Genomic DNA, 22262 nt, shown 5'->3' on the forward strand with positions numbered 1-22262 from the left:
CTCAAAAGTGGGAGGCCACCATACCCGTTTACAAAGCGAACAGGAAAGTCAATGAAATCAACGGTCTACCCAGACCACCCCCGCGCCAGTGCTAGCTTTGCGTACCGTCACTTATTGCACTGAAAACGAGGAGACCCCAACTCACTGTGCAGTGGATTCTGGAAACCCATGCCCATGCGGACCACCTCACTGCCGCGCACCACCTGCGTGATGTGCTGGGCGGGCAGATCGCGATTGGCGCCGCCATCACCCAGGTGCAGAAGGTGTTCAAGGGCATCTTCCATCTGGAGCCGGGTTTCCACACGGATGGCGCACAGTTCGACCACCTGTTCGTTGATGGCGAGGCGTTCCGGATTGGCAGCATGCAGGCGCAGGCACTGGCGGTACCGGGCCATACCCCGGCCTGCATGGCCTACCGGGTGGGCGATGCCGTGTTTGTGGGCGACACCCTGTTCATGCCCGATGTGGGCACGGCGCGCTGCGACTTCCCGGGTGGCAACGCGCACACGCTCTACCAGTCCATCCGGCGGCTGCTGGCCTTGCCAGCCGAGACGCGCCTGTTCATGTGCCACGACTACCCGCCCGCAGGCCGGGAGCCCGCATGGCAGACCACGGTGCCGGACCAGCGAGCGCACAACATCCACGTGCACGATGGAGTGGGCGAGGATGATTTCGTCGCCATGCGCACCCGCCGCGATGCCACGCTGGAGATGCCGGTCCTGATCCTGCCCTCCGTGCAGGTCAACATCCGCGCCGGCGACCTGCCGCCCAAGGACGACAACGGCGTGGCCTACCTGCGCATACCGCTCAATGCGCTGTGATGGCCGAGGCCCCGCAGCCCTGCCTACCGCAACCCAATCAGGAGAGTTGACACCATGAAAACCCCACACGAGCTGGTGGCCGAGGCCAAGGCCCATGTCACTGAAGTGCCCGTCGGCCAGGCGCAAGACGCCATCCGCGCCGCCGACCTGCTGATCGACGTGCGCGAGGCCGACGAGTTTGCCGCGGGCCAACTGCAGGGCGCCGTGAGCATGCCCCGGGGCGTGCTGGAGTTCCGGCTCGCCGGCAACCCTGCGTTCGAGCGGCGCGACCTGCGCGTGGTGCTCTACTGCAAGACCAGCGGCCGCGCTGCGCTGGCTGCACACTCGCTGCAGTCCATGGGCTACCTGAATGTGCAATCCATCGCCGGCGGCATTGAGGCCTGGGTGCAGGCGGGCCTGCCTATCGTGTTGCCCGAGCAACCCTCGTTCGACTGAGGTTCATGCCCGTGCACATGCCTGCCCCCGTGCCTGCAATGCTGAAAGAGGCCGTCCACTAGAGCACCATCGCCTCGCTGGCCATCGTGCCACTGTCCCTGGTGTTCAGGGCGCTGGGCCCGCACATAAACCATTCCAGGCCAAAGTTTGCGATGCTTTGCCGTTCTGGTACTCTTTCCATCAGCAAAAAGGGCGGTCTTGCCATGAGCAATCAAACGCATTGGGAATCGGTCTACGGCACCAAATCGCCTGAATCGGTGAGCTGGTATGCGCCGCATCTGTTGCAGTCCCTGCACTACGTCAGGACGGCAGCCCCTTCCAAGCAGGCATCCATCATCGACGTGGGTGGTGGCGAGTCCACCTTGGTCGATGACCTTCTGGCTGATGGCTACCAGGACATCACGGTGTTGGACCTCTCCCGCACTGCGTTGGAGGTCACGCAGCAGCGCCTGGGGTCCAAGGCCGCCGATGTAGCTTGGCTGGCCGCCGACATGCTGGAGATGGAGCTGCCTGCGGCTTCGGTGGATGTGTGGCATGACCGCGCGGTGTTCCACTTTCTGACCACTGACGAGCAACGCGAGCGCTATGTGGCGCAGGTGGTGCACGCCCTCAGACCGGGCGGCTTTGCCATTGTCGGCACCTTCGGCCCGCAGGGGCCTGAGAAGTGCAGCGGCCTGGCGGTTTCCCGCTACGCGCCTGATGAACTGCATGGCAAGTTCGGCGCTCCCTTCGAGCTGGTCGATACCCATACCGAGATCCACACCACCCCTTGGGGCGCACCGCAGCAGTTCGTCTACTGCTTTTGCCGGCACCACGCGCAGTAGGCGCCATCAGGCCCTGAGATCGCCGGGTATCCGCTCCCCCTCGATGTACGCAATGTCGCCCAAGATGCCCGCCGTCCAGTACAGGCGGCGGACTCTTGGCAGACGCTGAAACCGCCGCGCAATTAGTCAACTGAGCGCTGGGCACAAGCAACCGCTGCGGAGGTGGGACTAGAGCTTCAACATCCCCCTGGCATTCAGGTGATGAAGCGCGATTCCGATCAAAAATCCGGCTGCTACGTTCCACATGCAAGCAGCCGCGCATACCAGCACGACGATGCGGTCTCCGCGCCCTGCGGGCAACACGCTGCTTCCCGCGGCCAGCCGCACCCCCGTCAGAAACAACACCACGCCCAGCACCGCGGCAGGAAGCAGCTGAAAAAGCGCCTCCACCGACTGGCTGAAAAACAAGGCCAGGGCCAGCAGCACACCGCCCAGGATCACCACGCTGCCGCCCGTCTTGGCACCAAAGGCCACATGGGCCGCCATGCCGCCGGCGCCGTGGCACATCGGAATGCCGCCTACCGCGCCACTGAACAAGTTCATGATCCCCGTGGAAATCGCGACCCGTCCCTCGGTCACAGGCCGCTGCGGAAACAGCCGGTTGTTCTCGTCGGTGATGGCGATGACGGCATTGCCGAGCGTCAGGGGGATCTGGGGCAGCGCCAGCAGCACCACGCCCACGAAGAGCTGGTTCCCCCCGACGTCCGTGAGCGCCATGCTCGGGGTCTTGAAGCCGATGGAGGCGCTGCCCAGACGCGAGAGCAGTTCGGGGTTCTGAACACCACCGACCACCGCACCAAACGCCAGCAGCACGAACATCGCCGGCACGGTTCGATTGCCCATCAGCGCCAAGGTACCGGCCATCCCGGCGGCCGCGACGATCCAGTCGGACTGCATCATCTTGATGCCCTGCAGCATGAAACCAAACCCCAGGCCCAGCATGATTCCGATGACGACTGCCGGCGGCACGAGCCGCGCCAGGCGGGCCATCAGGCCGCTTACCCCAAGGATGAACCAGATGATGCCGGTGGCCACCGCCGCGATGTACACAGCCGCGGGGGTGACGAGTGCCGTCTGTACCGCCTGGATGGATGCGACGGCGCCGATGGCCTTCATCGGCTGCACCGGAAACGGCGTCTTGTAGTAAGCGCCGCAGACGATCATCGAGAGGCCAAAGGCAAACAGTACGCCGAACGGATCGAGTTTGAGAACGCCGATGTAGGCGGCAACGAACGGGATCAGCGTGCCCAGGTCCCCAAAGGCGCCGGCCCATTCCATGCGGTCGTAGCGATTGGCCCCGGGACGGGGCAAGGTCACCTCGTCAGCGGATTCTGGGATCATGGCATCGCTCCTGGGTTCATCCCGCCATTCTCAAACACGGCTTGTGCACAGTCGGCATGAGCTTATGGCGGGCCGAACACGCCCTGGAGGCCGACCTGCACTGGCTCGCAAGGTGCCTTCAGGAGGCCAGGACCTCGGAGGCCCCGGGTGCAGCGCTGTCCTCTGGCGCGGGTATGTCCAGCCCAGCAATTCGGTGTGCCAGCGCTCGGACGCCCTCGTGCGAAAGGTCTCCGGTTTCTACCACCTGCCGCTCTTCCCATCGGCGGAAGTACGAGCGGTTGGAGCGTGCGTACGAGGGGTCGTAGTGCCGCGTGGCCAGCGCCTCGAACAGCTGGGGTAGCTGGCGCGCCTGGGCCATGGCCTGCCAGGCGGCGATGGTCTCCTTGCCATGCAAGGGCTTGAGCGGATCGAGCTGGTCGGCCAGCCACTGCGGGCGCTCGCCCAGGTAGGCGTAGTCGCGCAGCAGATAGGCCACACGGGCTGGCACGGGCGCCTGCACCTCGATGCACGGGCTGTGGCGCATGCGCTCGACCAGCGTGAGCGGCACCGTCAGGCGACCGATGCGGCGGCCTTCGCCCTCGATGTACAGGGGGCGCGCGGGGTCCAGCCCTTCCAGGGCGCTGGCGATGGCGGTCTCGAAGGCGGTCTGCGAGGGCTGGGCCACGTCGGGCAATGCGCCCAAGAGCGAGCCCTTGTGCCGGGCAAGTCCTTCCAGATCCAGCACCTGCTGGCCTTGAGCGGCCAAGGCATGCAGCAGCCGGGTTTTGGCGGTGCCGGTGGCCCCGCACAGCACCACCAGCGGCAAACCGGGCGACAGCTGTTCGATGGTATCGATGACGTGGCGCCGCCACCCCTTGTAACCGCCTGCCAGTTGTTGCGCATCCCAGCCCACCAGTCGCAGCCAGGCCGTCATCGAGCCGCTGCGCAGCCCGCCGCGCCAGCAGTACACCAGCGGCTTCCAGCCGGCGGGCTTGTCGGCCAGCGGGCCCTGCAGGTGGCGCGCCAGGTTGGCTGCCACCATGGCGCCGCCCACGCGGCGCGCCTCAAAGGCTCCAACCTGCTTGTACAGGGTGCCGACGATGCGCCGCTCCTCGTTGTCGAGCACGGGCAGGTTCACGGCGCCGGGGATGTGGTCGATGGCGAACTCTGCCGGGGTGCGCGCGTCGATCAGGGTATCGAAGGCGTGCCGGTCGTGTACCCGCGTAGGCTCCTTCATGGCGCGACCGTTAGGCCGGGCGCGCCGGTTTCCATGTGGCCGACCACCACAGCTTCCCCAAAGCCCTCGTCGCGGAAGGTGCGCAGCACGCTCTCCACCACGTGTGGCGCGCAGCTCACCAGCAGCCCGCCGCTGGTCTGCGGATCGGTCACCAGCGCCTGCGCAATGGCTGGCAGGCCGCTGTCCAGCACCACTTCCGCACCATAGCCCTCCCAGTTGCGGCGCGATGCACCAGTGATGACGCCTTGCGCGGCCAGCGAGGCCACACCCCCGAGGAAAGGCAGGAGGTTCCAGTCGAGTACGGCGCGCAGGCCTGCGCCGCGCGCCATCTCCAGCGTGTGGCCAGCGATGCCAAAGCCGGTCACATCCGTCAGCCCATGGACGCCCTCCATTGCCGCCAAGGCAATACCCGGTGTGTTCAGCCGCGTGGTGGTCTCCACCATGCGGGCGTAGCCGGCATCGTCCAGAAGGCCTTTCTTCAAGGCCGCGGAGAGCACGCCCACGCCCAGCGGCTTGCCCAGCACCAGCACGTCGCCGGCACGCGCATCGCGGTTGCGGCGCACTCGGCTGGGGTGCACCAGGCCCATAACGACCAGGCCATAGATGGGCTCGACCGAGTCGATGGTGTGGCCGCCGGCAATCGGTATGCCGGCCGCCTTGCACACAGCCTGGCCACCTTCGAGCACGCGGCCGATCACTTCCACAGGCAGTTGGTTGACCGGCATGGCCACGATGGCCAGGGCCATGATGGGGCGCCCACCCATGGCATACACATCGCTGATGGCATTGGTGGCCGCGATGCGACCGAAGTCGAACGGATCGTCCACGATGGGCATGAAGAAATCAGTGGTGGCGATCAGCGCCTGCTCGTCGTTGAGCTGGTACACCGCCGCGTCGTCGGCGGTCTCGATGCCTACCAACAGTTCCTTGGGCAGCAGGCCGGCCGCGCCACCGCTGCTACGCAGGATTTCGGAAAGCACGCCTGGGGCGATCTTGCAGCCACAGCCGCCACCATGCGAGAACTGGCTAAGGCGCACGGATGGAGGAGAAGTTGTGGGTGTGGAGGTCATATCGGTCATGGGGTGAGCGGTCTGCATAGCTTTGCGCAAGCTAGCGATCCTTTGCCCAATTTGCACTGCGCCAAACCTGGTGGACGAAGCTTCTACTTCGTTAGACTCTGCTCCGCCTCATGGCTGGGAGGTGCGCAATCCGTCCATCCAGCGTTAGCAGGTGAAAAAATGGCGTTTCAATTTCGCTTGCATTGTGCCGCACCAGGGTAATCTCGCTTTCCGAGCAAAACACCCCGTTTGCAACTGAGGCAAGCAGCCGGCTATCCCGCTGTGACTCAGCGTCGGCTCAAGGAGTGCTGCGGAGGCAGGCCTATCGAAGGTTCAGGATGCGGCGAGCACCGTTGAGCACCACCAGCGCGATGACGGTGCCAATAATCAAGTCAGGGTACGAGGATCCCGTCCACGCGACCAGCGCACCAGCGACGATCACCCCTGCGTTAGCAATCACGTCATTCGCAGAAAAAATGTAGCTCGCGGTCATGTGGGCACCGCGGTCACGCTTCTTGGTGATAAGCACCAGGCAGATGACATTGGCGACAAGTGCAATCAATCCGATGCCCATCATGAGCATGGACTCTGGCTCGCTGCCCACGACGGCCCGCCGAACAACCTCCGCAAGCGCGCCCAGCGCAAGCACAACCTGCAGCCAGCCTGCGACGTGCGCTGCCTTGACCTTCAAGGCGGCGGCACGACCCACAGCGTAGAGCGCCAGTCCGTAGACCGCCGCATCGGCGAACATGTCGAGCGAGTCCGCGATGAGCCCGGTCGACTGGGCGATCAGGCCCACGACCATCTCGAAGACGAACATGGCACCGTTGATCGCGAGCAAAAGCTTCAGCGTCCGCGCCTCGGCCGCATCCCCTTCAGCATCAGGTGCTATCGCTTGCGCCTCGATGGCTGGAGCGCTGTCCAATACCTGCGCCCCCAGGTTGAGGGGAGTGAGACGAGCCAGCAGCTCCTGCGGGCTCCCGCCATGCTGCACAGTGAGTACACGGCCCTTCAAATCGAAGTCCAGAGCGCCAACTGCAGCCGCATCGGCCAGTGCCATGCGAATGAGGTTCTCCTCCGAAGGGCAATCCATCTTTGGCACGGAGAAGCGGGTCTTCCACTGGCCACCCTCGACGCGCTCCTCGCTCTTGAGCAGAGCCGCCCCTAGATTCAGGGGGCCCAGCTTCTCGGCGATCCGGGCGGGTTCACCCGAGTGCACGATTCGGAGCTGCCGACCGGCCAAATCGAAGGTCATTGGCCCCAACCCGGGCAAGCCGCCCAGGGCCATGCGAATGAGATTCTCCTCGGAGGGGCAGTCCATTCCTGGAATGGAAAACGTGCTCACCAGGGATGCACCAGTGCCTGGGGGCAAGTCGCCCTTGGCCTGGGATTCACAGCTGCCCGAGCAGCCATTGCTTTGACATGTACTCATGCCCCGCATTGGAAACCCTCAAGTAGATGTAGAGTCAAGAGGTAGCGAGGCGCATATGAAAATCGGTGAACTATCGTCATTGGCAGGGTGCTCCGTCCCCACGGTGCGCTTCTACGAGGCAGAGGGTCTTCTGCAGGCGCCCATGCGCGCCGCCAACAACTACCGGCACTATGGCCAGCAGCATGTGGACCGGCTGGCCTTCATCGTTCGCTGCCGCTCGCTGGATATGCCACACGACGACATTCGGGCCCTTCTGCAACTGCAGGACGACCCTGCCAAGCCCTGCGACGAGGTCAATGCCTTGTTGGACGATCACATGCACCTGGTAGAGCAGCGGATCGTCGAGCTGCAGGCCCTGCGCAAGCAACTGCGCGCCATCCGCAGTACCTGCGCGGGAGGTGTTTGTGTTGGCGACTGCGGCGCACTCGAATCGCTGCGTACCACCACCGGGGCAAACTGCTCAACGGGCCGCTGAGAAGATCCCCGGCAGAAGGATCATGCCCGTCGGGCCGGGCAGACTGGATAAGCGTCATGAAGTGGCGGTCCTATGGCCAGCGGATCAATATTTCTGTACTGCCGGCGACGCGAGCTGGCAGTGGCTGGAGGAACAGCTGGGCCTGGCTGACCCAGGGAAAACCGTGGTGGTCACCCACCATGCACCGCATCCCCGATCAGTCCCCGTGAAGTTCGAGGGGCACCCGCTGTCACTTTGCTATGCGACCGCTCTGGAGGCGATGATGGGAAAGGCCAGCACCTGGATCCATGGGCACATCCTTGACAGCGTGGACTACAAGGTGCAGGGGACCCGGATCGTCACCAACCTCCACGGGTACAGGCTCAGAGGGGGCGCATGCAGAACTCGGAGTTTCGGGTGGATTTCTGTGTGGATGTGCATTGAGCATGCGAGTGCGATGCTCCTGAGATCGATGCGTTGACACTGGGGACACCTGTTCGGACCGCCATCTCATCGCGTCATGGCCGCGCTGGCTGCGCAGGTGGCGCTTCGCGTAGGAAGGTGACTGTGCGTGCAAAGAATTCCTTGCTCACGTATCCCACCGGGAGCAAAGTGCACAACCTTCTTGCCGCCACGCAAGCCGCGTTGGGCGAGGTACTCATCACTTCGAGGGAAATTCCATGAAGTTGAACCTGAAGCAGTGGATCATTCTGCTCGCGCAGATTGCGGCGTGCGTCTCAGTGAACGCAGCGAAAGTGGATCCGGCAGAACTCGCCGAGATGAGAAAAATCGCCATAGAGGATGGCGCGGTGCGTGTGACGGTTATCGCTTCGAGTTCCCCACTTCCCCCCAAAACGTCTAGCGACTATCTGACCTTGTCCAAGGAACTCGGCGTAAAAACCGATGCCATCAAGAAAGAGCTGGGTGAGTTTGTTTATCGTGGCGGCTCCTGGAGCAGTCCTACGGGTCAGTTTGGCCTTGTGCTCAAAGCCGATGGATTGGCCATTCTGGAAAAAAGCCAGAACGTCGTTTCATTCCGACGAGATACCTCCGAAAAGACACGCAATACGGTGCATGACCTTGATGGCAGCCTGTCTGCGCTAAAAAATCTCGTCAAGCACAATGGGCGTGCATTCGCAGAGGTGGTTCTGAATAGCTCGACGGTGCAGTACCAGATACTGCCCGACGGCAGTACAAAAGTCATCCTCTCGAAAGAACTCGAGGAAGAGTCCGAGCGATTGATTGGGCAGCTGAAAGCAACCGAATTGGAATCCAGTCGTTTTGTGGATTCAATTCAAAAAAATGCAGCGAATCCCGCATCAATCTTGGCGGAAATCGATTTGCCGACGCTAATAACATTGCAGGGTCATCCTGCAGTGCGATCTCTTCGCCCTATCGGCCACAAGGATCCTCGAGTTGCAACCTGGTCGTCTTGGGCGCTAGCGGACGCCGAGAGAGAAGGTACGGTCGAAGTGACCATCCTGATCAGGGGTGGCCTTTTTTACACCACCAAGATTCGATGGAACTCTGCGGCCGGAAGGAACCAAGCACAAGCCAATCGCCAGGCACTCAGCGAGATCCTGACCAATGCTGGTATCAGGACTCCGCCAGAGCAACCTGCGCGCGACACCATGGGTTCCGTGCACGTTCGCCTGACGCCAGCGCAATTCACGCGGCTCAAGAGCAACGCCGACCCCCGGATCCTTGAAGTTGCAGCGAACCGCGTGGGAGGGGTGAAAGGGCTGAGCGGAAGTGCTCCTCTGATGAATGCTCCAGCCGCCTGGAATTCTGGCACTACCGGTACCAACCAAGCCATCTTTGTACTCGATGAGGGTATCCGAAAGAGCCATGAAATGTTCATCATGAATGGGGTCACCAAGGTCATCGGAGAGGATTGCTATGGAACGAATACTATCTTTACTGGTTGGTTTTCTGTGTGTCCAAACGAAGACGGTTTCGGAGATAGCCCCCTTGGGACGCCGGATGCGGGTGAGCCAAATCAAAACATTGCCAACTGCTTGAACGTGGACTTCACGCAATGTGATCACGGAACGTATATGGCATCAATTGCTGCCGGTATTGCATCGCCGAATGTCAGCGGAGGGACATTGCAGGGGTCGCTCCCGGGGCGCAGTTGTATTCGATAAATGTATTTTCATACAATATGAAAACTACGCCAAAGCAGGCGGCATATCACCTGATGGACCTTGACTTTGCCTTGGAGAGGGTGGTTTATCTTTCAGGTGCAGTTAACACACATCCCGATTCGCCTGCGCAGATGATTGTCAACATGAGTATTCACACCACAGCAACCTATGGAAGTGATTGTGATGCAGCAGCAGGTGCGGTATCGCATCAGACCTGGATGGACTTTCTCTATAGTGCGGGTGTGCCCATCATTTCTATCACGGGCAACCACGGCCTTTTGAATGGGATCAGCCATCCAGCCTGTTCGGAGAATGTGATCAAGGTTGCAGCAGTACCCAACGATGGAGTTGGGATGACTCGAGCAAGCTACTCGAACCTGGCGGCACCCAGCAACTACACCAAACCTATCTTCTTTGCTCCTGGGGGTTTGAAGTCGCAGCTCGGTGGACCACCAGTGGTTGGAGCTGGGCGAGCATCCACTACGGCTACTTTCAGCGGTGGGGGGACGTCTCAAGCAGGTGCACACGTGTCAGGGCTTGCGGCGCTATTCAAGAGCAGATACCCAACGGCAGGTGTCGATGCCTTCATCGATTGGGTGAACGACTACGCCAGCGTGCCGATGAGTGTCACCATTCCGGCGGGAACATTTCAGTATCGGAGAGTTGCCTATTCGACTGGTGGGCCATAGCCGGAGCTCGTCTTACTTTGACGAACCCCTCGGCCGTTGGGCGGCAGACGCTGACAGGGTGAGCATTCTTGGGCTGTTCAGGTCTTGGCGGGACTGGTGTCGAATGTTCATGAGCAAGGATCAGCCAATGGTTCGAACGCTCTTCTGTGCAAAGTAGAACCATTCGTTGCCCGGCATCGCCCCAGGGTTCGGGAAGACCACAAAGCCATCGGCAGGAGCCTTCACTTCGCGGCCATCGTGCCGCAGCCCGATGACTTGCCCGGCCACCACGGGATCGAAGCTTTTCCACGGCTGGGCAAAGCGGTCATCGTCATGTTCGCGATCCACCACGTCCTCAAGTCGCAGGACCTGGAACTCGGAAGCTGGCGGTTTGAGCGCAAGCGATGTCAGCCCAAGCACGGCGAGTGTCTGCCGGATCGCGCGATAGGCGACACCGACCGCCTCAGGATCGTCATGCTGCCCGCATTCCAGCGTCACGCCGTAGCCACCACGCGAGCGCATGTACTCGGATGTGCCGATGCCATACCCCGTGTCCAGAAGAGCAGCGTTGGCAGACTGTTGGGCCTGCCGTCGCCGCTGCACGCCACGGGCATACACATCCATCCAGCCTTCCACCACCCGCCGAGGCCCGAGGTGCGCAACCAAGCGCTCCTCCTGCGCTGAATGTTGGAACGGCTCAAGGGTGCCGGTGTTGTTGGTGGGGCCCACCATGGTAAAGGGCTGCCCCGGGGTGTGAAACGAATGCAGGTCGAGCAACACGTCGTGCGCGTCCAGCAAGGGGCACAGGACGTTGGCGATCTGGTCCTCGTAATCGGCAGGTTCGGCGCTGACGCGCAGATTGCGGTTGAGGTTGCGATCCCCTTGCCGGGTGCGCTGCTGATAGGCGTAGGGGTTCGTCACCGGCACCATCGTGAGGACGCCCCGTTCGATGCTGAAGGCGCCGGCCGCCAGTTCGTCCACGACCTGTGCAATTGCCTGGGCACCGCATCGCTCGTTGCCATGGACCGCACCAAGAACCACGACCTTCGGCCCCGGCTTCAGTGCCATGAATTGGTGAACATGAAGGAATGATGGGCGGGTCGAAGAGGTCATGGGAGTTGGCAATCTGGTGCGCAATATTGGTTGGGTGCAAATGTCTTACGTCACGACCGGCACTTTGTCAAACCCTACAGGGGGTGAAGGGTCAAGTCGGTAAACCGGTATAGGGCTGAGCCTTTCCAAGCTCGATCTGCATCCTTGGTCCATTGAGCTCACGAAGCGGGAGACCCCCAGTAGGGTTTTGCATCCGCCAGGCGTGACAGGAGACTTATCTCATGGACACACAGCACTACCTCCGTCAACTGAAGCAGCTCGCAACGGCCTTCGGCAAGCCGTTCTGTCTGGCTGTCGCAGCAACACTTGGCTTGACCGCTGCGGCTCTTTGCCTGGATCGCCCGGTTGAGTTCTCCATCTCTTTGTTCCACGGTGTGCGCTTCTCCTCCCAAATCCCGATTGCAGCTACCGCGCTGGCCCAGCCGCAGGCGTGTTCGGCTGTGCCTCCACTGGTGAAGCAAGCGCCAGCAGTGCCAGAAACGCCGCAACCCCCAGGCCTGCAGACACCCACAGCGCCCCCGCACCCAGGCGGTCCAGGCACAGCCCAAACAGCCATGGGGACGCCGCTTGCGCAATGCGCGCCGGCACCATGAGCAGGCCCTGCCGATGCCCGTAGCCTGCGGGCCCAAACAGCACCAGCGGCAACGTGCCCTTGGCAATGGTCAGGATGCCGTTGCCTGCGCCATGGAACAGCGCGAACACCGCTGCCACTGGCGCCCCAGCCACCGCCAGCAGGCCGGCGCCCAGCGGGTGCATCAGCGCGGCCAGACGGGCGGACAGCAGTGGGTGCACATGGCGCAGAAAGCCGAACTCCAGCAGACGCCCCGCCACCTGGGCCGGGCCCACCAGGGCGCCCACGGCCACGGCGGTCGCCAGCGTGGCGCCGCCCTCCTGCAGCAGGCGGGGAAGATGCGAGGCCATGGCGGTGCTGGTGAACCAGGTGGCCGCGAACACAAAGGCCAGCAGCAGGGTGGCCCGGCGCGCATGTACTGGTTCAGGATCTGCAGCCAGCGCTCGCACGCCAGGTGATGTTGCGGTGGTCGTGGCCGCCGCTTCGGCCTGCGGCCGGCGGGGCGTCCAGGCGTTGAGCGGCAGGCCCACCACCAGATGCAGCGCAGCCCACGCCCAGCAGGCGCCGCGCCAGCCCCACTGCGACTCCATCCACATCGACAGCGGCCACCCGACCGTGCTGGCAAAGCCGGCAATCAGGGTAATGCCGGTGATCGAGTTGCGCGCGTTCTTGCCATGCAGGTGCACCAGCGCGGCAAATGCTGCCTCGTACAGCCCGCTGCCCATGCCCACGCCCAGCAGTACCCACGCCGCGAAGAGGCCCCAGGTGCCCTGGGCCATGGCCAGTGCGGCCAGGCCCAGCGCAAACACCAGGCTGGTGGCCATCAGCACTGGCCGGCCGCCCCAGCGGTCGATGCTGCGGCCGGCATACGGCCCCAGCAGCGCGGAGACCACCAGCGCGCAGGAGAACGCGGCAAACACCATGGGGACCGACACCCCCAGCTCCCGGGCCATGGGCACTGCCAGGATGGCCGGCAGGTAGTAGGTGGAGGCCCAGGCCAGGGTCTGGGCCGTGCCCAGGCTGGCGACGGTGGTTGCTGATGTGAGACGTTGCAAGGGGATCTCTCTCGGCTAGTCCATGGAGAACGCGGGCATCAGCCGCAGCATGACGCCTTGGCAGGAGCCACCTGCAAGGAGGCGGCCTTGGACGCAGTGAGCGCCGCAGCCGTAGTACAGCCGCATCCCTCGCTGCCCTTGGCCTTCTCTGTCTCGTCCAGCGCGCAGCAGGCCGATGTGTCTTGCACCGCCGGGCCACCACAGCAACCCGACGCAGCGGAAGTCTGCCCCGTTGGCGGCTCGGAAAGGTTCACCGAGCACACGCCCGTTTGAGGCAGATCGAGCTGCACCTGGTTGGCGGCCACCCAATCGCCGGCAATGGCGGCCACCACGGAACGCGCCTGCTCATACCCCGTGGCCATCAGGAAGTTGGGGGCACGCCCGTAGCTCTTGGCGCCGATGACGTAGAAGCCGGGCTCTGGATGGGCCAGTTCCTTGTGGCCATGGGGGCGCACGGTGCCGCAGCTGTGCAGGTTGGGGTCGATCAGGTCAGCCAGGGCCTCGGTGCTTTCGATCCAGGAATCGAGCCGTGTGCGCAGCTCGCGCGCCAACGACAGGTCGGGGCGAGATCCCGCGGCCACGATGATTTCGTCAACGCCTTCCACTGGCGCCAAGGTCGCATCGATGGCGCGCACGGTCATGCGGCCCGCGACCCGCTCGACGGACTGCACTCCAAAGCCCAGGTGCAGGACGATGCGCTGCTGCTCGACGAGGTCGCGCAGCCTCGTGCCCAGGGCACCGCGGGCCGGCAGGCCGTCGGCACTGCCACCGCCGAAGATCTTGCGCAGGTCCTTGCCCCGCACTGCCCAGTGCACGCGGGTGCCCGACTCTTCATCTGCCAGCGCAGCCAGCGCCAGCAGGTTGCCAGCGGCCGAATGGCCCGCGCCCACCACCATCACCGAGCGGCCCGCATAAGTGCCGCGCCCAGAGCCCAGGATGTCTGGCATGCCATAGGCGATGTGCTCCCGCGCTGCACGCTCGCCCAGGGCAGGAAAACCATGGATGCCCATGGGATTGGGCTGCCCCCAGGTACCCGATGCGTCGATGACCGCCTGGGCCCGGACCTCTTTCACCCCCTCTTTGGTCTCGATCACCAGCACGAAGTCCGCATGCTCCCGCCCCACCGTCTTGACCTTGTCGAAGCCAGCGCGCGAGATGCCCAGCACCTGGTGACCCAAATGGATGTGCGGCTGCAGTGCACTGTGCGCTGCGAGCGGCCCCAGGTAGCGCTCCACCAGCTCGCCGGCCGTGGGCAAACCCTCAGGCTCGGGCATGGCCCAGCCGGTGCCCTCCAGCAGCGCGCGCGCCGCGCTGTCCACGTTGTAGCGCCAGGGAGAGAACAGGCGCACGTGGCCATACGACTGCAGATGGGCGGCAACGCCTTGCCCGGCTTCGAAGACCTCCACCGCCAAGCCACGGGCCAACAGGTGCGCTGCGGCGGCCAGCCCGATGGGACCGGCGCCGATCACGGCCACCGTAAATGCAGATGAAGATGGGGAGTCAGCCATGGGTATCTCCTTCGTATTTCGTAGATTAACGAATATTCATGACAAAAATAAGAGGCCTTGGCCTCCTCACAGGGACTGGACCAGCTGCTTAAGCTCGGCGAGCCGCGCAGGGTTGATGCAGTAGCAGGTGCGCTGTTCTTCGGCGGAGCCCAGGATCAGGCCCGCCTCCTTGAGCACCTTCACATGCTGCGACGTGGTGGACGGAGCCAGGCCCACCACATCGGCCAGGCTGCCGAAATAGCACTGGCCATAGCTGGACAGATGGCGCAGCAACTGGATGCGCGCCGGGTGGGCCAGCGCCTTCAGCAGCATGGCGAGCTCGGCCGTGCGCTCATCGTCCAGCAGGACCAGCACCTCTTCTTCGTCACCCGGGCAGCAGGACATGCGGCACTTTCTTAATTCGTATTTTTACGAATGATCGATTTTTGCTCGCAGCATGTCAAGCCCTGCAGCATGTCGGCAAGAACATCGACTTCAACTGGACCCAGTAGCCAGAACGCGCCGGATAGCCCGCGCTGGACGCAAACAGACCCACCTGCACAGGATCGTTGCCGGCGGGCGTGTAGCGGAAAGTGCCGAAGACCTGGTCCCAGAAAACGAAAGCACTGCCGAAGTTGGAGTCGCCCTCGCTGCTGTCCGTGGAGTGGTGCCAGCGGTGCAGCTCGTTGGTGCTGAACACGTAGTTGGCCCAGCCGCTGCGCAGATCGAGGTTGGCATGCTGGAGCATGAGCACCGGCTGCGAAATGGCGAGGTAGCACAGGATGGCCTCGGACGAGAAGCCCAGCAGCAGCGCCGGCAGCATCGACATGGCGAAATTGATCGCGTAGTTCAGCGGGTGAAAGCGCAGGTTGTTCAGTGCGTAGAGGCGCTCGCTGCTGTGGTGCATGGCATGCAGCCACCACAGCGGCCGGACCGTGTGGTGCAGCCGATGCGCCCCGTACTTGCCGAGCTCGATGAACAGCGTGGCCAGAAGGACCTGCAGCACAAAGGGCAAGCCCTGCAACCACGCCGATATGCCGGTAGTTCCCGGCCCGCCCTGCCCATAAACCGCCAGCAGCGCCAGTGTTCCCAACAGCTTGAGCAGCGGCTCCACCACGGCGACCATGGTGGCTGCGCTGGCCCAATCCGTGGCGCGGTCGCCATCCGGCTGGTTCCAGCTTGCCCGATAGGGAAAGCAGCGTTCCAGCACACTGGCCAGCAGCAGCGCCGCGGCCGAGGCGATCAGCACCACGGGCTCCAGCGGTCCACCAGCATCGCGGGCCACGGCGAAGGCGCCGAGGCCGGCCACAAAGACCAGGACCAAGAGGTAGCGGGACAGGAAGACGGGCATGGTCGGTCCTTGTTTTTCAGGCCTGGAGTGTTTCGGTGCGGAAGGCCAGGGCATCGAATTTCTGAGGGACAGCGGGATGGGCTGGCGACTGCAGGCTGCACTGCCACCAGCCCACGTCATGCCACTGCCCGAGCTTGAAGCCGACCTTTCGGTACACGCCCAGCGCCTCGAATCCGACAGACTCGTGCAGCGCCACGCTGGCCTGGTTGGGCAAGGCAATGCCGGCAAATGCCTGGCAGTAGCCGAGCCCGATCAGGGCGTGCTTCAACTCCCCATACAACCGTTTGCCGACGCCTTGCCCGCGCGCGTCCTCGCGCACGTAGGCCGTGGTGTCCACGGACCACTGGTAGGCCGCACGCTCGCGGTGCTTGCTGGCATACACATAGCCGTTGATCCGACCCTGAGCGTCCTCGCTGACCAGCCAGGGCAGTTCCTGCAGGGTCTTGGCAATGCGCTCGCGCATCTGCTCCACAGTTGGCACCTCCAACTCAAACGAAATGCAGGTGTGCTCCACGATGGGCGCGTAGATGGCGGTGATGGCTTCAGCGTCGGCTGGGGTGGCGGTGCGTATGGTCATGGGACAACGTCTGATGGTGGAGGGGTGAAGGTGGAGCGCAGTGCCGTTCAGCAGCACGGGTCCGCGTCCTTTGGAGGGCGAGGCAAGGTGCAGCAAGGCGCGGCCTGGTCCTGGCGCAGCGCCTTGAGCAGCAGCTGCAGCGATTTCTCGACGGCGGCACGGTCGCGCCCGCTCAGGCACCCGAGCAACTGTGCCGCATGGGCGTCCAGGGTGGTGTTCAGTTCATGGACCTTGCGCTCCCCGTTGGCGGTGAGGGTGACCAGCCAGCTGCGGGCATCCTGCGGGTTGGGCTCCTTGGTCACCAGGCCCCGCGCGGCCATGGCCTCCACGGCGCGCGAGACCCAGCTCTTTTCCAGGCTCACGCGCGCGCCCAGTTCAGACAGCGGCAACGGGCCCGAGCGCCCCAGCTCGGTCAGCAGATGGCACTGGGTGTTGGTGGTGCTGCTGCACTCGGCCACCACGCGCTGGGCCCGCGTGTAGATGCGGGCGACTTCGCGCAGCACGCTCCCTGGATTGGTGGCAGTCATATTTGGTTGTGTATAGCACCTATGTGAACGCAGGTTAGCCACCCGTTTCTTCGTTGTCAATAGCAACTACCTGCGCGAGCCGGGTGGATGGCGCGGCGTCAAATCGATGCCTGGTTCACCCGGCGCATCAGCGCCTCGCCCGACTCCTTGCGTTCGCTGTAGCGGTCCACCAGGTACGGCGACACATCGCGCGTGAGCAGGGTGAACTTCACGAGTTCTTCCATCACGTCCACGATGCGGTCGTAGTACGGCGAGGGCTTCATGCGGTTGTCGTCGCCGAACTCCTGGAAGGCCTTGGCCACGGACGACTGGTTGGGGATGGTGATCATTCTCATCCAGCGACCGAGCACGCGCATCTGGTTCACGGCGTTGAACGACTGCGAGCCGCCGCAGACCTGCATCACGGCCAGCGTCTTGCCCTGCGTGGGGCGCACCGCCCCCTGGGCCAGCGGAATCCAGTCGATCTGGGTCTTCATGATGCCGGTCATGGCGCCGTGGCGCTCGGGGGAGCACCAGACCATGCCCTCGGACCAGGCGGCCAGGGTGCGCAGCTCCACGACCTTGGGATGCGAGTCCGGCGCGCCGTCGGCCAGGGGCAGGCCCTCCGGATTGAAGATCTTCACTTCGGCCCCCAGGGCCTGTAGGATGCGCGCCGCCTCTTCGGTCGCCAGGCGGCTGAACGAGCGCTCGCGCAGGGAGCCATAGAGCATCAGGATGCGTGGTGCGTGGGTGGACACCAGCGGCGCGGCCAGGCGCGCAGTGTCGGGCGACTGCAGCAGTTGGGGATCGATGTTGGGAAGATCAGGTTGCATGGAACGGGTCGATGGAAGGTGCCACGCTTTCCGGCACGTGGCGAATGGGTAGGTTCTCAGCTGTGCGCGATGCGGTTGAGCTGGACCATCAGATCGGTGTCGCTCATGTCGGCCAAGGGCAGCTCCAGCAATTGGAGCATGCGGTAGCCGATGGCCTGGCGGGTGATCTCGAAGGCCTGGCGCTTGCCTTCCTCACCACCCTGGGCGTTGGAGGGATCGGGGTAGCCCCAATGCATCTGGATGGGCGTTCCCGGCCAGTAGGGACACACCTCATTGGCCGCGCTGTCGCAGACGGTGATGACGATGCGCATCGCAGGCACGTCGGTACCGATGAATTCGTCCCAGCTCTTGCTGCGAAAGGCGTCGGTGGCGACGCCCACCGCGGCAAGCGCCTCCAGCGCCAGGGGGTTGATGCGGCCGCTTGGCGCGCTGCCGGCGCTGAAGGCCCGCACATCGAGGCCGCGCACCTTGGCCAAGTGGTTGAGCATGCCCTCTGCCAGCACGCTGCGGGCCGAGTTATGGGTGCACAGGATGAGGATGTTGGTGGTCATGGTCATGCAAGAGGCAAGGGGTGTTTGCAATGGCCCGCTCAGGCGGTGCGGCCGATGTCTTCGACCTGGCGCTTGATGGCCAGCGTGTCGAGCTTGGCCAGCGGCAGGGCCAGCAGCAGCTCGATGCGCCGCTTGAGGATCAGGGCGGTATCGCGGAAGGCGCGTTCCACTTCTTCCTCCGTGCCTTCCACGGTCGAGGGATCGGGCACGCCCCAGTGGGCGCTCATGGGCTGGCCGGGCCAGATGGGGCAGATCTCGCCCGCCGCGTTGTCGCACACGGTGAACACGAAGTCCAGCGCGGGGGCGCCCGGCGCAGCGAACTCTTCCCAGTTCTTGCTGCGCGCATCCACCACGGGCACGTGCAGACGCTCCAGCGTGGCCAAGGCCATCGGGTTCACCGTGCCCGAGGGGAAGCTGCCCGCGGAATAGCCCTTGAACCGCCCGCCGCCGAAGTGATTCAGCAAGGCCTCTGCCAGGATGGAGCGGGCGGAGTTGTGCGTGCAGATGAACAGGACGTTGTATATTTTGTCGGAATCGGACATGGGGGAACTCCAGGGTGAAGGGTGCAGGAAGATCTGGGAGGTAATTTCAATGATTCATTGAATATTGAATTGATGACCGCAAAGAGACAGTCGGGGAAGCACCACGTCTATCACGCCGTGGCTGCAGTCTTGTAACGCTTCTTGGACTCTGCAGGCGCTGGCTTAGCGGCTGGCGCGCAACTCGCGTTGCCAGGCAGCTCGACGCACAGACCAGGGTTACCTGCGCAGCATTCTTCGGTCAGGTAGCCGATCAGTTCCACCATCAACGCCAGGTTGGCCCGGTAGCGCTGATAACGCCCCTCCTGCTCCACGGTGAGCAGGGACGCATGCGTCATGCCCTTCAGGTGGAAGGACAGGTTGGTGGGCGGCACGTCCAGCGCCACCGAGATCTCGCCGGCCACCATGCCTTCGGGCCCTTGTCGCACGAGCAGGCGGAACACGTCCAGCCGCACGGGCGAAGACAGCGATTCGAAGACGGAGGTGGCGGTTTCTTTTTGCACAGGCTGACTATACAAGAATGGTTGAAATACGGCTGTGACGGCCGGGATCACGCCACCCGATTGCCCTGGGCGTCGATGACCGGTTCGCCGTCTTCCTTGGCGAAGGGGCCGGGCAGCGGGGGCAGCAGGTCGAGCACTGCTTCGGACGGGCGGCACAGCCGCGTGCCGCCCGGTGCCACGACGATGGGGCGATTGATGAGAATGGGGTGGGCCATCATGGCGTCCAGCAACTGTGCGTCCGACAGCTCGGGGTTCTGCAGGCCCAACTCGTCGTAGGGCGTTCCCTTTTGGCGCAGTACCGCTCGCACCGGAGTACCCATGGCGGTGATCAGCTCCGTGAGCTTCTCACGGCTGGGGGGAGTCTTGAGGTACTCGATGACCGTGGGCTCGATGCCCGAGTGGCGGATCATCGCGAGCACGTTGCGTGAGGTTCCACAGGCCGGGTTGTGGAAGATGGTGTAGGCGGTTGAGGCTTGCATGCACTCAATAATACAACTATTATTGAAATATTCAAGTGCCGCATGCGCAGCCTGCTTTCGAGGTCTGCCGATGCTGGTCCCGTCCCTGAAACCCCTGTAGAAAGAGAGAACAGATGCTCCTGGCTCTGTCGATATTCGTCGCCACCATTGCGCTGGTGATCTGGCAACCGCGCGGACTGGGCATTGGCTGGAGCGCGAGCGCTGGCGCTGCCGTGGCGCTGCTCACCGGCGTCGTTCAACTCTCCGACATTGCCGTGGTCTGGCAGATCGTGTGGAACGCGACGGCCGCCTTCATCGCCATCATCATCGTCAGCCTGCTGCTCGACGAGGCCGGTTTCTTCGAGTGGGCGGCCCTGCACGTGGCGCGCTGGGGGCGTGGCAACGGGCGTATGCTGTTCGCGCTTATCGTGCTGCTGGGCGCAGCCGTGGCGGCGGTGTTTGCCAACGATGGTGCGGCGCTGATCCTCACCCCCATCGTGGTCGCGATGCTCGCGGCCCTGGGGTTTGGCCCGGGTGCCACACTGGCCTTTGTGATGGCCGCGGGCTTCATCGCCGACGCGGCCAGCCTGCCGCTGGTGGTGTCCAACCTGGTCAACATCGTCTCGGCCGACTTCTTTCGCATCGGCTTCAACGAATACGCCTCGGTGATGGTGCCGGTGAACTTGGCTTCGGTCGCAGCCTCGTTGGCCATCCTGCTGCTGTTCTTTCGCAAGGAGATCCCCGCAACCTACGACCAGGCCCAGCTCAAGCTGCCGGCCGCAGCCATCCGCGATGCGGCCACCTTCAGGACGGGGTGGGTGGTGCTGGTGCGGCTGGTCGTGGGCTTTTTCGGGCTGGAGCCGCTGGGCGTGCCCGTCAGCGCCACGGCCGCCGCAGGCGCCGCACTGCTGCTGGCCGTGGCCGGGCGGGGCCACGTGATCAGCACGAAGAAGGTGCTGCGCGGGGCGCCATGGCAGATCGTTGTCTTCTCGCTGGGCATGTACCTGGTGGTCTACGGGCTGCGCAACCAGGGACTCACCGCGTACATCAGCCAGTTGCTCAACATCTTCGCCGGCTACGGCATCTGGGGCGCAGCCATCGGCACCGGCTTGCTGACTGCCATGCTGTCTTCCCTCATGAACAACATGCCCACGGTGCTCGTGGGGGCGCTGTCCATCGATGCCTCTGCGGCCAGCGGCGTGGTAAAGGAGGCCATGATTTACGCCAATGTCATCGGCAGCGACCTGGGGCCCAAGATAACGCCCATCGGCTCGCTGGCCACTTTGCTGTGGCTGCATGTGCTGGAGCGCAAGGGCATCCGCATCGGCTGGGGCACCTACTTCCGGGTAGGGGTGGTGCTCACTGTGCCCGTGCTGCTGGTCACGCTGGCGGCACTGGCGTTGCGGCTATCGGTTCAGTAAGGCCGCGCCGCCCTGCTTCACCACGGCCACGCGCCGGCGCAGCCGGTGGGGGGAGCAACCACCACCGCTGATCGCGGACCGGCGCCAGCCGGCGCGCTCACCCGCAGCAGCGACGGGGCGTTGGAGTGGCCGACCGTGCTGCAGGCTCGTCGCGGCCCAGGTCCTGCAGGATGGTGCACCGGGGCGCGGGGCCTCCCAGGCATTGCTCCGTGCACGCCGCCACGAACGTGCTTAGGCTGCGCTCCAGGGCCAGTAGGTCTGCCAGCCTGGCGCGCACCGCGTCGAGGTGGCCCTGGGCCAGGTCACGCGCCTCCACGCAGTCCCGGTCGGCGCTGGCGGCCAGGGACACCAGGGTCTTAGTGTCGTCCACCGAGAACCCGAAGTCACGGCAGCGCCGTATCAGCGTGAGCAACTCCTGCGCCTGCGCGCCGTACACGCGGTGCCCGCTGGGCCGGCGCATGGCCTCGGGGATCAGGCCCACTTCCTCGTAGTAGCGGATCGCGGAGACGTTCAGCCCGGTGCGCTCGGCCAGCGCTCCGATGGTCAGTTGGGCGGCAGGGTTATTCATCGTAGGGGCTTGTATCTCAAGCGGCTTGAGGTTCTAGAGTCAGTCTATCCGAACCACCTTTGCGAAGAACCTCCATGAAAAAACCCCTTCTCGCCACCATCGGTCTGGCCGGCGCCTGCGCGGCGTGCTGCGCGGTGCCCTTGCTCGTGCCCATCCTCTCCGGCTTGTCGGTGGCGGGCCTCGCCGGGCTCGACTGGGGGTCTCCTCGTTTTCAGTGCAATAAGTGACGGTACGCAAAGCTAGCACTGGCGCGGGGGTGGTCTGGGTAGACCGTTGATTTCATTGACTTTCCTGTTCGCTTTGTAAACGGGTATGGTGGCCTCCCACTTTTGA

At 63.9% G+C, this 22262-nt stretch carries 24 protein-coding genes and 1 pseudogene; 8 read left to right on the forward strand and 17 right to left on the reverse strand.

Annotation, left to right across the window (positions count from 1 at the left end; translation table 11 throughout):
* Window positions 1-137 precede the first annotated feature (137 nt).
* From ACK59X_RS03915 to ACK59X_RS03925, 3 genes and pseudogenes are all read left to right on the forward strand, one after another.
* Window positions 138-821, forward strand: a pseudogene (locus ACK59X_RS03915) (MBL fold metallo-hydrolase); the annotation flags it as partial.
* Between the two features lie 54 nt (window positions 822-875).
* A complete protein-coding gene (locus ACK59X_RS03920) occupies window positions 876-1256 on the forward strand; it encodes a rhodanese-like domain-containing protein (RefSeq protein ID WP_409955351.1) in 381 nt (126 codons plus the stop codon).
* A 203-nt stretch (window positions 1257-1459) separates the two neighbouring features.
* Window positions 1460-2080 carry a class I SAM-dependent methyltransferase gene (locus tag ACK59X_RS03925; RefSeq protein ID WP_409955353.1) on the forward strand — a complete coding sequence of 207 codons (621 nt, stop codon included), beginning with the start codon at window positions 1460-1462 and terminating at the stop codon, window positions 2078-2080.
* Between the two features lie 168 nt (window positions 2081-2248).
* On the opposite strand, the gene ACK59X_RS03930 is transcribed toward ACK59X_RS03925, so the two are convergent.
* From ACK59X_RS03930 to ACK59X_RS03945, 4 genes are all read right to left on the reverse strand, one after another.
* Window positions 2249-3421: a putative sulfate/molybdate transporter gene (locus ACK59X_RS03930; protein ID WP_409955355.1), complete on the reverse strand. Its 1173-nt coding sequence runs from the start codon at window positions 3419-3421 to the stop codon at window positions 2249-2251.
* Between the two features lie 118 nt (window positions 3422-3539).
* Entirely contained in the window at window positions 3540-4637 is a 1098-nt protein-coding gene (gene mnmH, locus ACK59X_RS03935; RefSeq protein WP_409955356.1) for a tRNA 2-selenouridine(34) synthase MnmH, read from the reverse strand.
* Window positions 4634-5707 carry a selenide, water dikinase SelD gene (gene selD / locus ACK59X_RS03940; RefSeq protein ID WP_409955391.1) on the reverse strand — a complete coding sequence of 358 codons (1074 nt, stop codon included), beginning with the start codon at window positions 5705-5707 and terminating at the stop codon, window positions 4634-4636. The genes mnmH and selD overlap by 4 nt, the downstream gene beginning before the upstream one ends.
* A gap of 310 nt (window positions 5708-6017) precedes the next feature.
* Entirely contained in the window at window positions 6018-7136 is a 1119-nt protein-coding gene (locus ACK59X_RS03945; protein WP_409955358.1) for a cation transporter, read from the reverse strand.
* Window positions 7137-7182: 46 nt separating this feature from the next.
* Here ACK59X_RS03945 and cadR point away from each other — a divergent pair, with 46 nt between their 5' ends.
* From cadR to ACK59X_RS03960, 3 genes are all read left to right on the forward strand, one after another.
* Window positions 7183-7602, forward strand: a complete 420-nt coding sequence (cadR, locus tag ACK59X_RS03950) for a Cd(II)/Pb(II)-responsive transcriptional regulator (protein ID WP_409955360.1) — start codon at window positions 7183-7185, stop codon at window positions 7600-7602.
* A gap of 659 nt (window positions 7603-8261) precedes the next feature.
* Window positions 8262-9728, forward strand: coding sequence for a hypothetical protein (locus ACK59X_RS03955; protein ID WP_409955361.1), 1467 nt, complete (start codon window positions 8262-8264; stop codon window positions 9726-9728).
* 17 nt (window positions 9729-9745) lie between these two features.
* Entirely contained in the window at window positions 9746-10417 is a 672-nt protein-coding gene (locus ACK59X_RS03960; RefSeq protein ID WP_409955363.1) for a S8 family serine peptidase, read from the forward strand.
* A gap of 120 nt (window positions 10418-10537) precedes the next feature.
* Here ACK59X_RS03960 and ACK59X_RS03965 read toward each other — a convergent pair whose 3' ends face one another.
* The 12 genes from ACK59X_RS03965 to arsC form a co-directional block, all read right to left on the reverse strand.
* Window positions 10538-11509, reverse strand: coding sequence for a succinylglutamate desuccinylase/aspartoacylase family protein (locus ACK59X_RS03965; RefSeq protein ID WP_409955365.1), 972 nt, complete (start codon window positions 11507-11509; stop codon window positions 10538-10540).
* A gap of 405 nt (window positions 11510-11914) precedes the next feature.
* Window positions 11915-13135, reverse strand: coding sequence for an MFS transporter (locus tag ACK59X_RS03970; RefSeq protein WP_409955366.1), 1221 nt, complete (start codon window positions 13133-13135; stop codon window positions 11915-11917).
* 38 nt (window positions 13136-13173) lie between these two features.
* On the reverse strand, window positions 13174-14643 hold the full coding sequence (locus ACK59X_RS03975) for an FAD-dependent oxidoreductase (RefSeq protein WP_409955368.1): 1470 nt from the start codon (window positions 14641-14643) through the stop codon (window positions 13174-13176).
* 66 nt (window positions 14644-14709) lie between these two features.
* A complete protein-coding gene (locus ACK59X_RS03980; protein ID WP_409955370.1) occupies window positions 14710-15027 on the reverse strand; it encodes an ArsR/SmtB family transcription factor in 318 nt (105 codons plus the stop codon).
* A 55-nt stretch (window positions 15028-15082) separates the two neighbouring features.
* A complete protein-coding gene (locus tag ACK59X_RS03985; protein WP_409955372.1) occupies window positions 15083-15973 on the reverse strand; it encodes a sterol desaturase family protein in 891 nt (296 codons plus the stop codon).
* 16 nt (window positions 15974-15989) lie between these two features.
* Window positions 15990-16550, reverse strand: a complete 561-nt coding sequence (locus ACK59X_RS03990; protein WP_409955373.1) for an arsinothricin resistance N-acetyltransferase ArsN1 family B — start codon at window positions 16548-16550, stop codon at window positions 15990-15992.
* Between the two features lie 47 nt (window positions 16551-16597).
* Entirely contained in the window at window positions 16598-17077 is a 480-nt protein-coding gene (locus tag ACK59X_RS03995; protein WP_409955375.1) for a MarR family winged helix-turn-helix transcriptional regulator, read from the reverse strand.
* A 98-nt stretch (window positions 17078-17175) separates the two neighbouring features.
* Window positions 17176-17889 (reverse strand): arsenical resistance protein ArsH, encoded by a 714-nt coding sequence (arsH, locus tag ACK59X_RS04000; RefSeq protein WP_409955377.1) that lies wholly within the window; start codon window positions 17887-17889, stop codon window positions 17176-17178.
* A 56-nt stretch (window positions 17890-17945) separates the two neighbouring features.
* On the reverse strand, window positions 17946-18440 hold the full coding sequence (locus ACK59X_RS04005) for an arsenate reductase ArsC (RefSeq protein ID WP_409955379.1): 495 nt from the start codon (window positions 18438-18440) through the stop codon (window positions 17946-17948).
* Window positions 18441-18478: 38 nt separating this feature from the next.
* The gene (locus ACK59X_RS04010) at window positions 18479-18982 is read right to left on the reverse strand and encodes an arsenate reductase ArsC (RefSeq protein ID WP_409955380.1); all 504 of its coding nucleotides are present in this window, start codon (window positions 18980-18982) and stop codon (window positions 18479-18481) included.
* Between the two features lie 110 nt (window positions 18983-19092).
* On the reverse strand, window positions 19093-19482 hold the full coding sequence (locus tag ACK59X_RS04015; RefSeq protein WP_409955382.1) for an ArsR/SmtB family transcription factor: 390 nt from the start codon (window positions 19480-19482) through the stop codon (window positions 19093-19095).
* A gap of 47 nt (window positions 19483-19529) precedes the next feature.
* Complete coding sequence (arsC, locus tag ACK59X_RS04020; RefSeq protein ID WP_409955384.1) at window positions 19530-19961, reverse strand: arsenate reductase (glutaredoxin); 432 nt, start codon at window positions 19959-19961, stop codon at window positions 19530-19532.
* A 113-nt stretch (window positions 19962-20074) separates the two neighbouring features.
* On the opposite strand from arsC, the gene ACK59X_RS04025 reads away from it, so the two are divergent.
* The gene (locus ACK59X_RS04025; protein WP_409955386.1) at window positions 20075-21361 is read left to right on the forward strand and encodes an arsenic transporter; all 1287 of its coding nucleotides are present in this window, start codon (window positions 20075-20077) and stop codon (window positions 21359-21361) included.
* Between the two features lie 97 nt (window positions 21362-21458).
* Here the strand turns inward: ACK59X_RS04025 and ACK59X_RS04030 are convergent, their stop codons facing one another.
* Window positions 21459-21929 carry a MerR family transcriptional regulator gene (locus tag ACK59X_RS04030; protein WP_409955387.1) on the reverse strand — a complete coding sequence of 157 codons (471 nt, stop codon included), beginning with the start codon at window positions 21927-21929 and terminating at the stop codon, window positions 21459-21461.
* Window positions 21930-22003: 74 nt separating this feature from the next.
* On the opposite strand from ACK59X_RS04030, the gene ACK59X_RS04035 reads away from it, so the two are divergent.
* Window positions 22004-22156, forward strand: coding sequence for a hypothetical protein (locus ACK59X_RS04035; RefSeq protein WP_409955389.1), 153 nt, complete (start codon window positions 22004-22006; stop codon window positions 22154-22156).
* Window positions 22157-22262 lie beyond the last annotated feature (106 nt).

The sequence above is a fragment of the Acidovorax sp. genome (assembly GCF_046339755.1).
GTDB lineage: Bacteria > Pseudomonadota > Gammaproteobacteria > Burkholderiales > Burkholderiaceae_C > Acidovorax.

Excerpts from the sequence above, each read along its gene's own strand:
- ACK59X_RS03920 (WP_409955351.1), top strand. The coding sequence starts at position 876 with ATGAAAACCCCACACGAGCTGGTGGCCGAGGCCAAGGCCCATGTCACT.
- selD (WP_409955391.1), bottom strand. The coding sequence starts at position 5,707 with ATGACCTCCACACCCACAACTTCTCCTCCATCCGTGCGCCTTAGCCAG.
- ACK59X_RS03925 (WP_409955353.1), top strand. The coding sequence starts at position 1,460 with ATGAGCAATCAAACGCATTGGGAATCGGTCTACGGCACCAAATCGCCT.
- ACK59X_RS04010 (WP_409955380.1), bottom strand. The coding sequence starts at position 18,982 with ATGTCCGATTCCGACAAAATATACAACGTCCTGTTCATCTGCACGCAC.
- ACK59X_RS04025 (WP_409955386.1), top strand. The coding sequence starts at position 20,075 with ATGCTCCTGGCTCTGTCGATATTCGTCGCCACCATTGCGCTGGTGATC.
- ACK59X_RS04035 (WP_409955389.1), top strand. The coding sequence starts at position 22,004 with ATGAAAAAACCCCTTCTCGCCACCATCGGTCTGGCCGGCGCCTGCGCG.
- cadR (WP_409955360.1), top strand. The coding sequence starts at position 7,183 with ATGAAAATCGGTGAACTATCGTCATTGGCAGGGTGCTCCGTCCCCACG.
- ACK59X_RS04005 (WP_409955379.1), bottom strand. The coding sequence starts at position 18,440 with ATGACCACCAACATCCTCATCCTGTGCACCCATAACTCGGCCCGCAGC.
- arsH (WP_409955377.1), bottom strand. The coding sequence starts at position 17,889 with ATGCAACCTGATCTTCCCAACATCGATCCCCAACTGCTGCAGTCGCCC.
- ACK59X_RS03980 (WP_409955370.1), bottom strand. The coding sequence starts at position 15,027 with ATGTCCTGCTGCCCGGGTGACGAAGAAGAGGTGCTGGTCCTGCTGGAC.
- ACK59X_RS03930 (WP_409955355.1), bottom strand. The coding sequence starts at position 3,421 with ATGATCCCAGAATCCGCTGACGAGGTGACCTTGCCCCGTCCCGGGGCC.
- ACK59X_RS04030 (WP_409955387.1), bottom strand. The coding sequence starts at position 21,929 with ATGAATAACCCTGCCGCCCAACTGACCATCGGAGCGCTGGCCGAGCGC.
- ACK59X_RS03945 (WP_409955358.1), bottom strand. The coding sequence starts at position 7,136 with ATGCGGGGCATGAGTACATGTCAAAGCAATGGCTGCTCGGGCAGCTGT.
- ACK59X_RS03985 (WP_409955372.1), bottom strand. The coding sequence starts at position 15,973 with ATGCCCGTCTTCCTGTCCCGCTACCTCTTGGTCCTGGTCTTTGTGGCC.
- ACK59X_RS03955 (WP_409955361.1), top strand. The coding sequence starts at position 8,262 with ATGAAGTTGAACCTGAAGCAGTGGATCATTCTGCTCGCGCAGATTGCG.
- ACK59X_RS03990 (WP_409955373.1), bottom strand. The coding sequence starts at position 16,550 with ATGACCATACGCACCGCCACCCCAGCCGACGCTGAAGCCATCACCGCC.
- ACK59X_RS03995 (WP_409955375.1), bottom strand. The coding sequence starts at position 17,077 with ATGACTGCCACCAATCCAGGGAGCGTGCTGCGCGAAGTCGCCCGCATC.
- ACK59X_RS03960 (WP_409955363.1), top strand. The coding sequence starts at position 9,746 with ATGAAAACTACGCCAAAGCAGGCGGCATATCACCTGATGGACCTTGAC.
- mnmH (WP_409955356.1), bottom strand. The coding sequence starts at position 4,637 with ATGAAGGAGCCTACGCGGGTACACGACCGGCACGCCTTCGATACCCTG.
- ACK59X_RS03965 (WP_409955365.1), bottom strand. The coding sequence starts at position 11,509 with ATGACCTCTTCGACCCGCCCATCATTCCTTCATGTTCACCAATTCATG.
- ACK59X_RS03975 (WP_409955368.1), bottom strand. The coding sequence starts at position 14,643 with ATGGCTGACTCCCCATCTTCATCTGCATTTACGGTGGCCGTGATCGGC.
- arsC (WP_409955384.1), bottom strand. The coding sequence starts at position 19,961 with ATGCAAGCCTCAACCGCCTACACCATCTTCCACAACCCGGCCTGTGGA.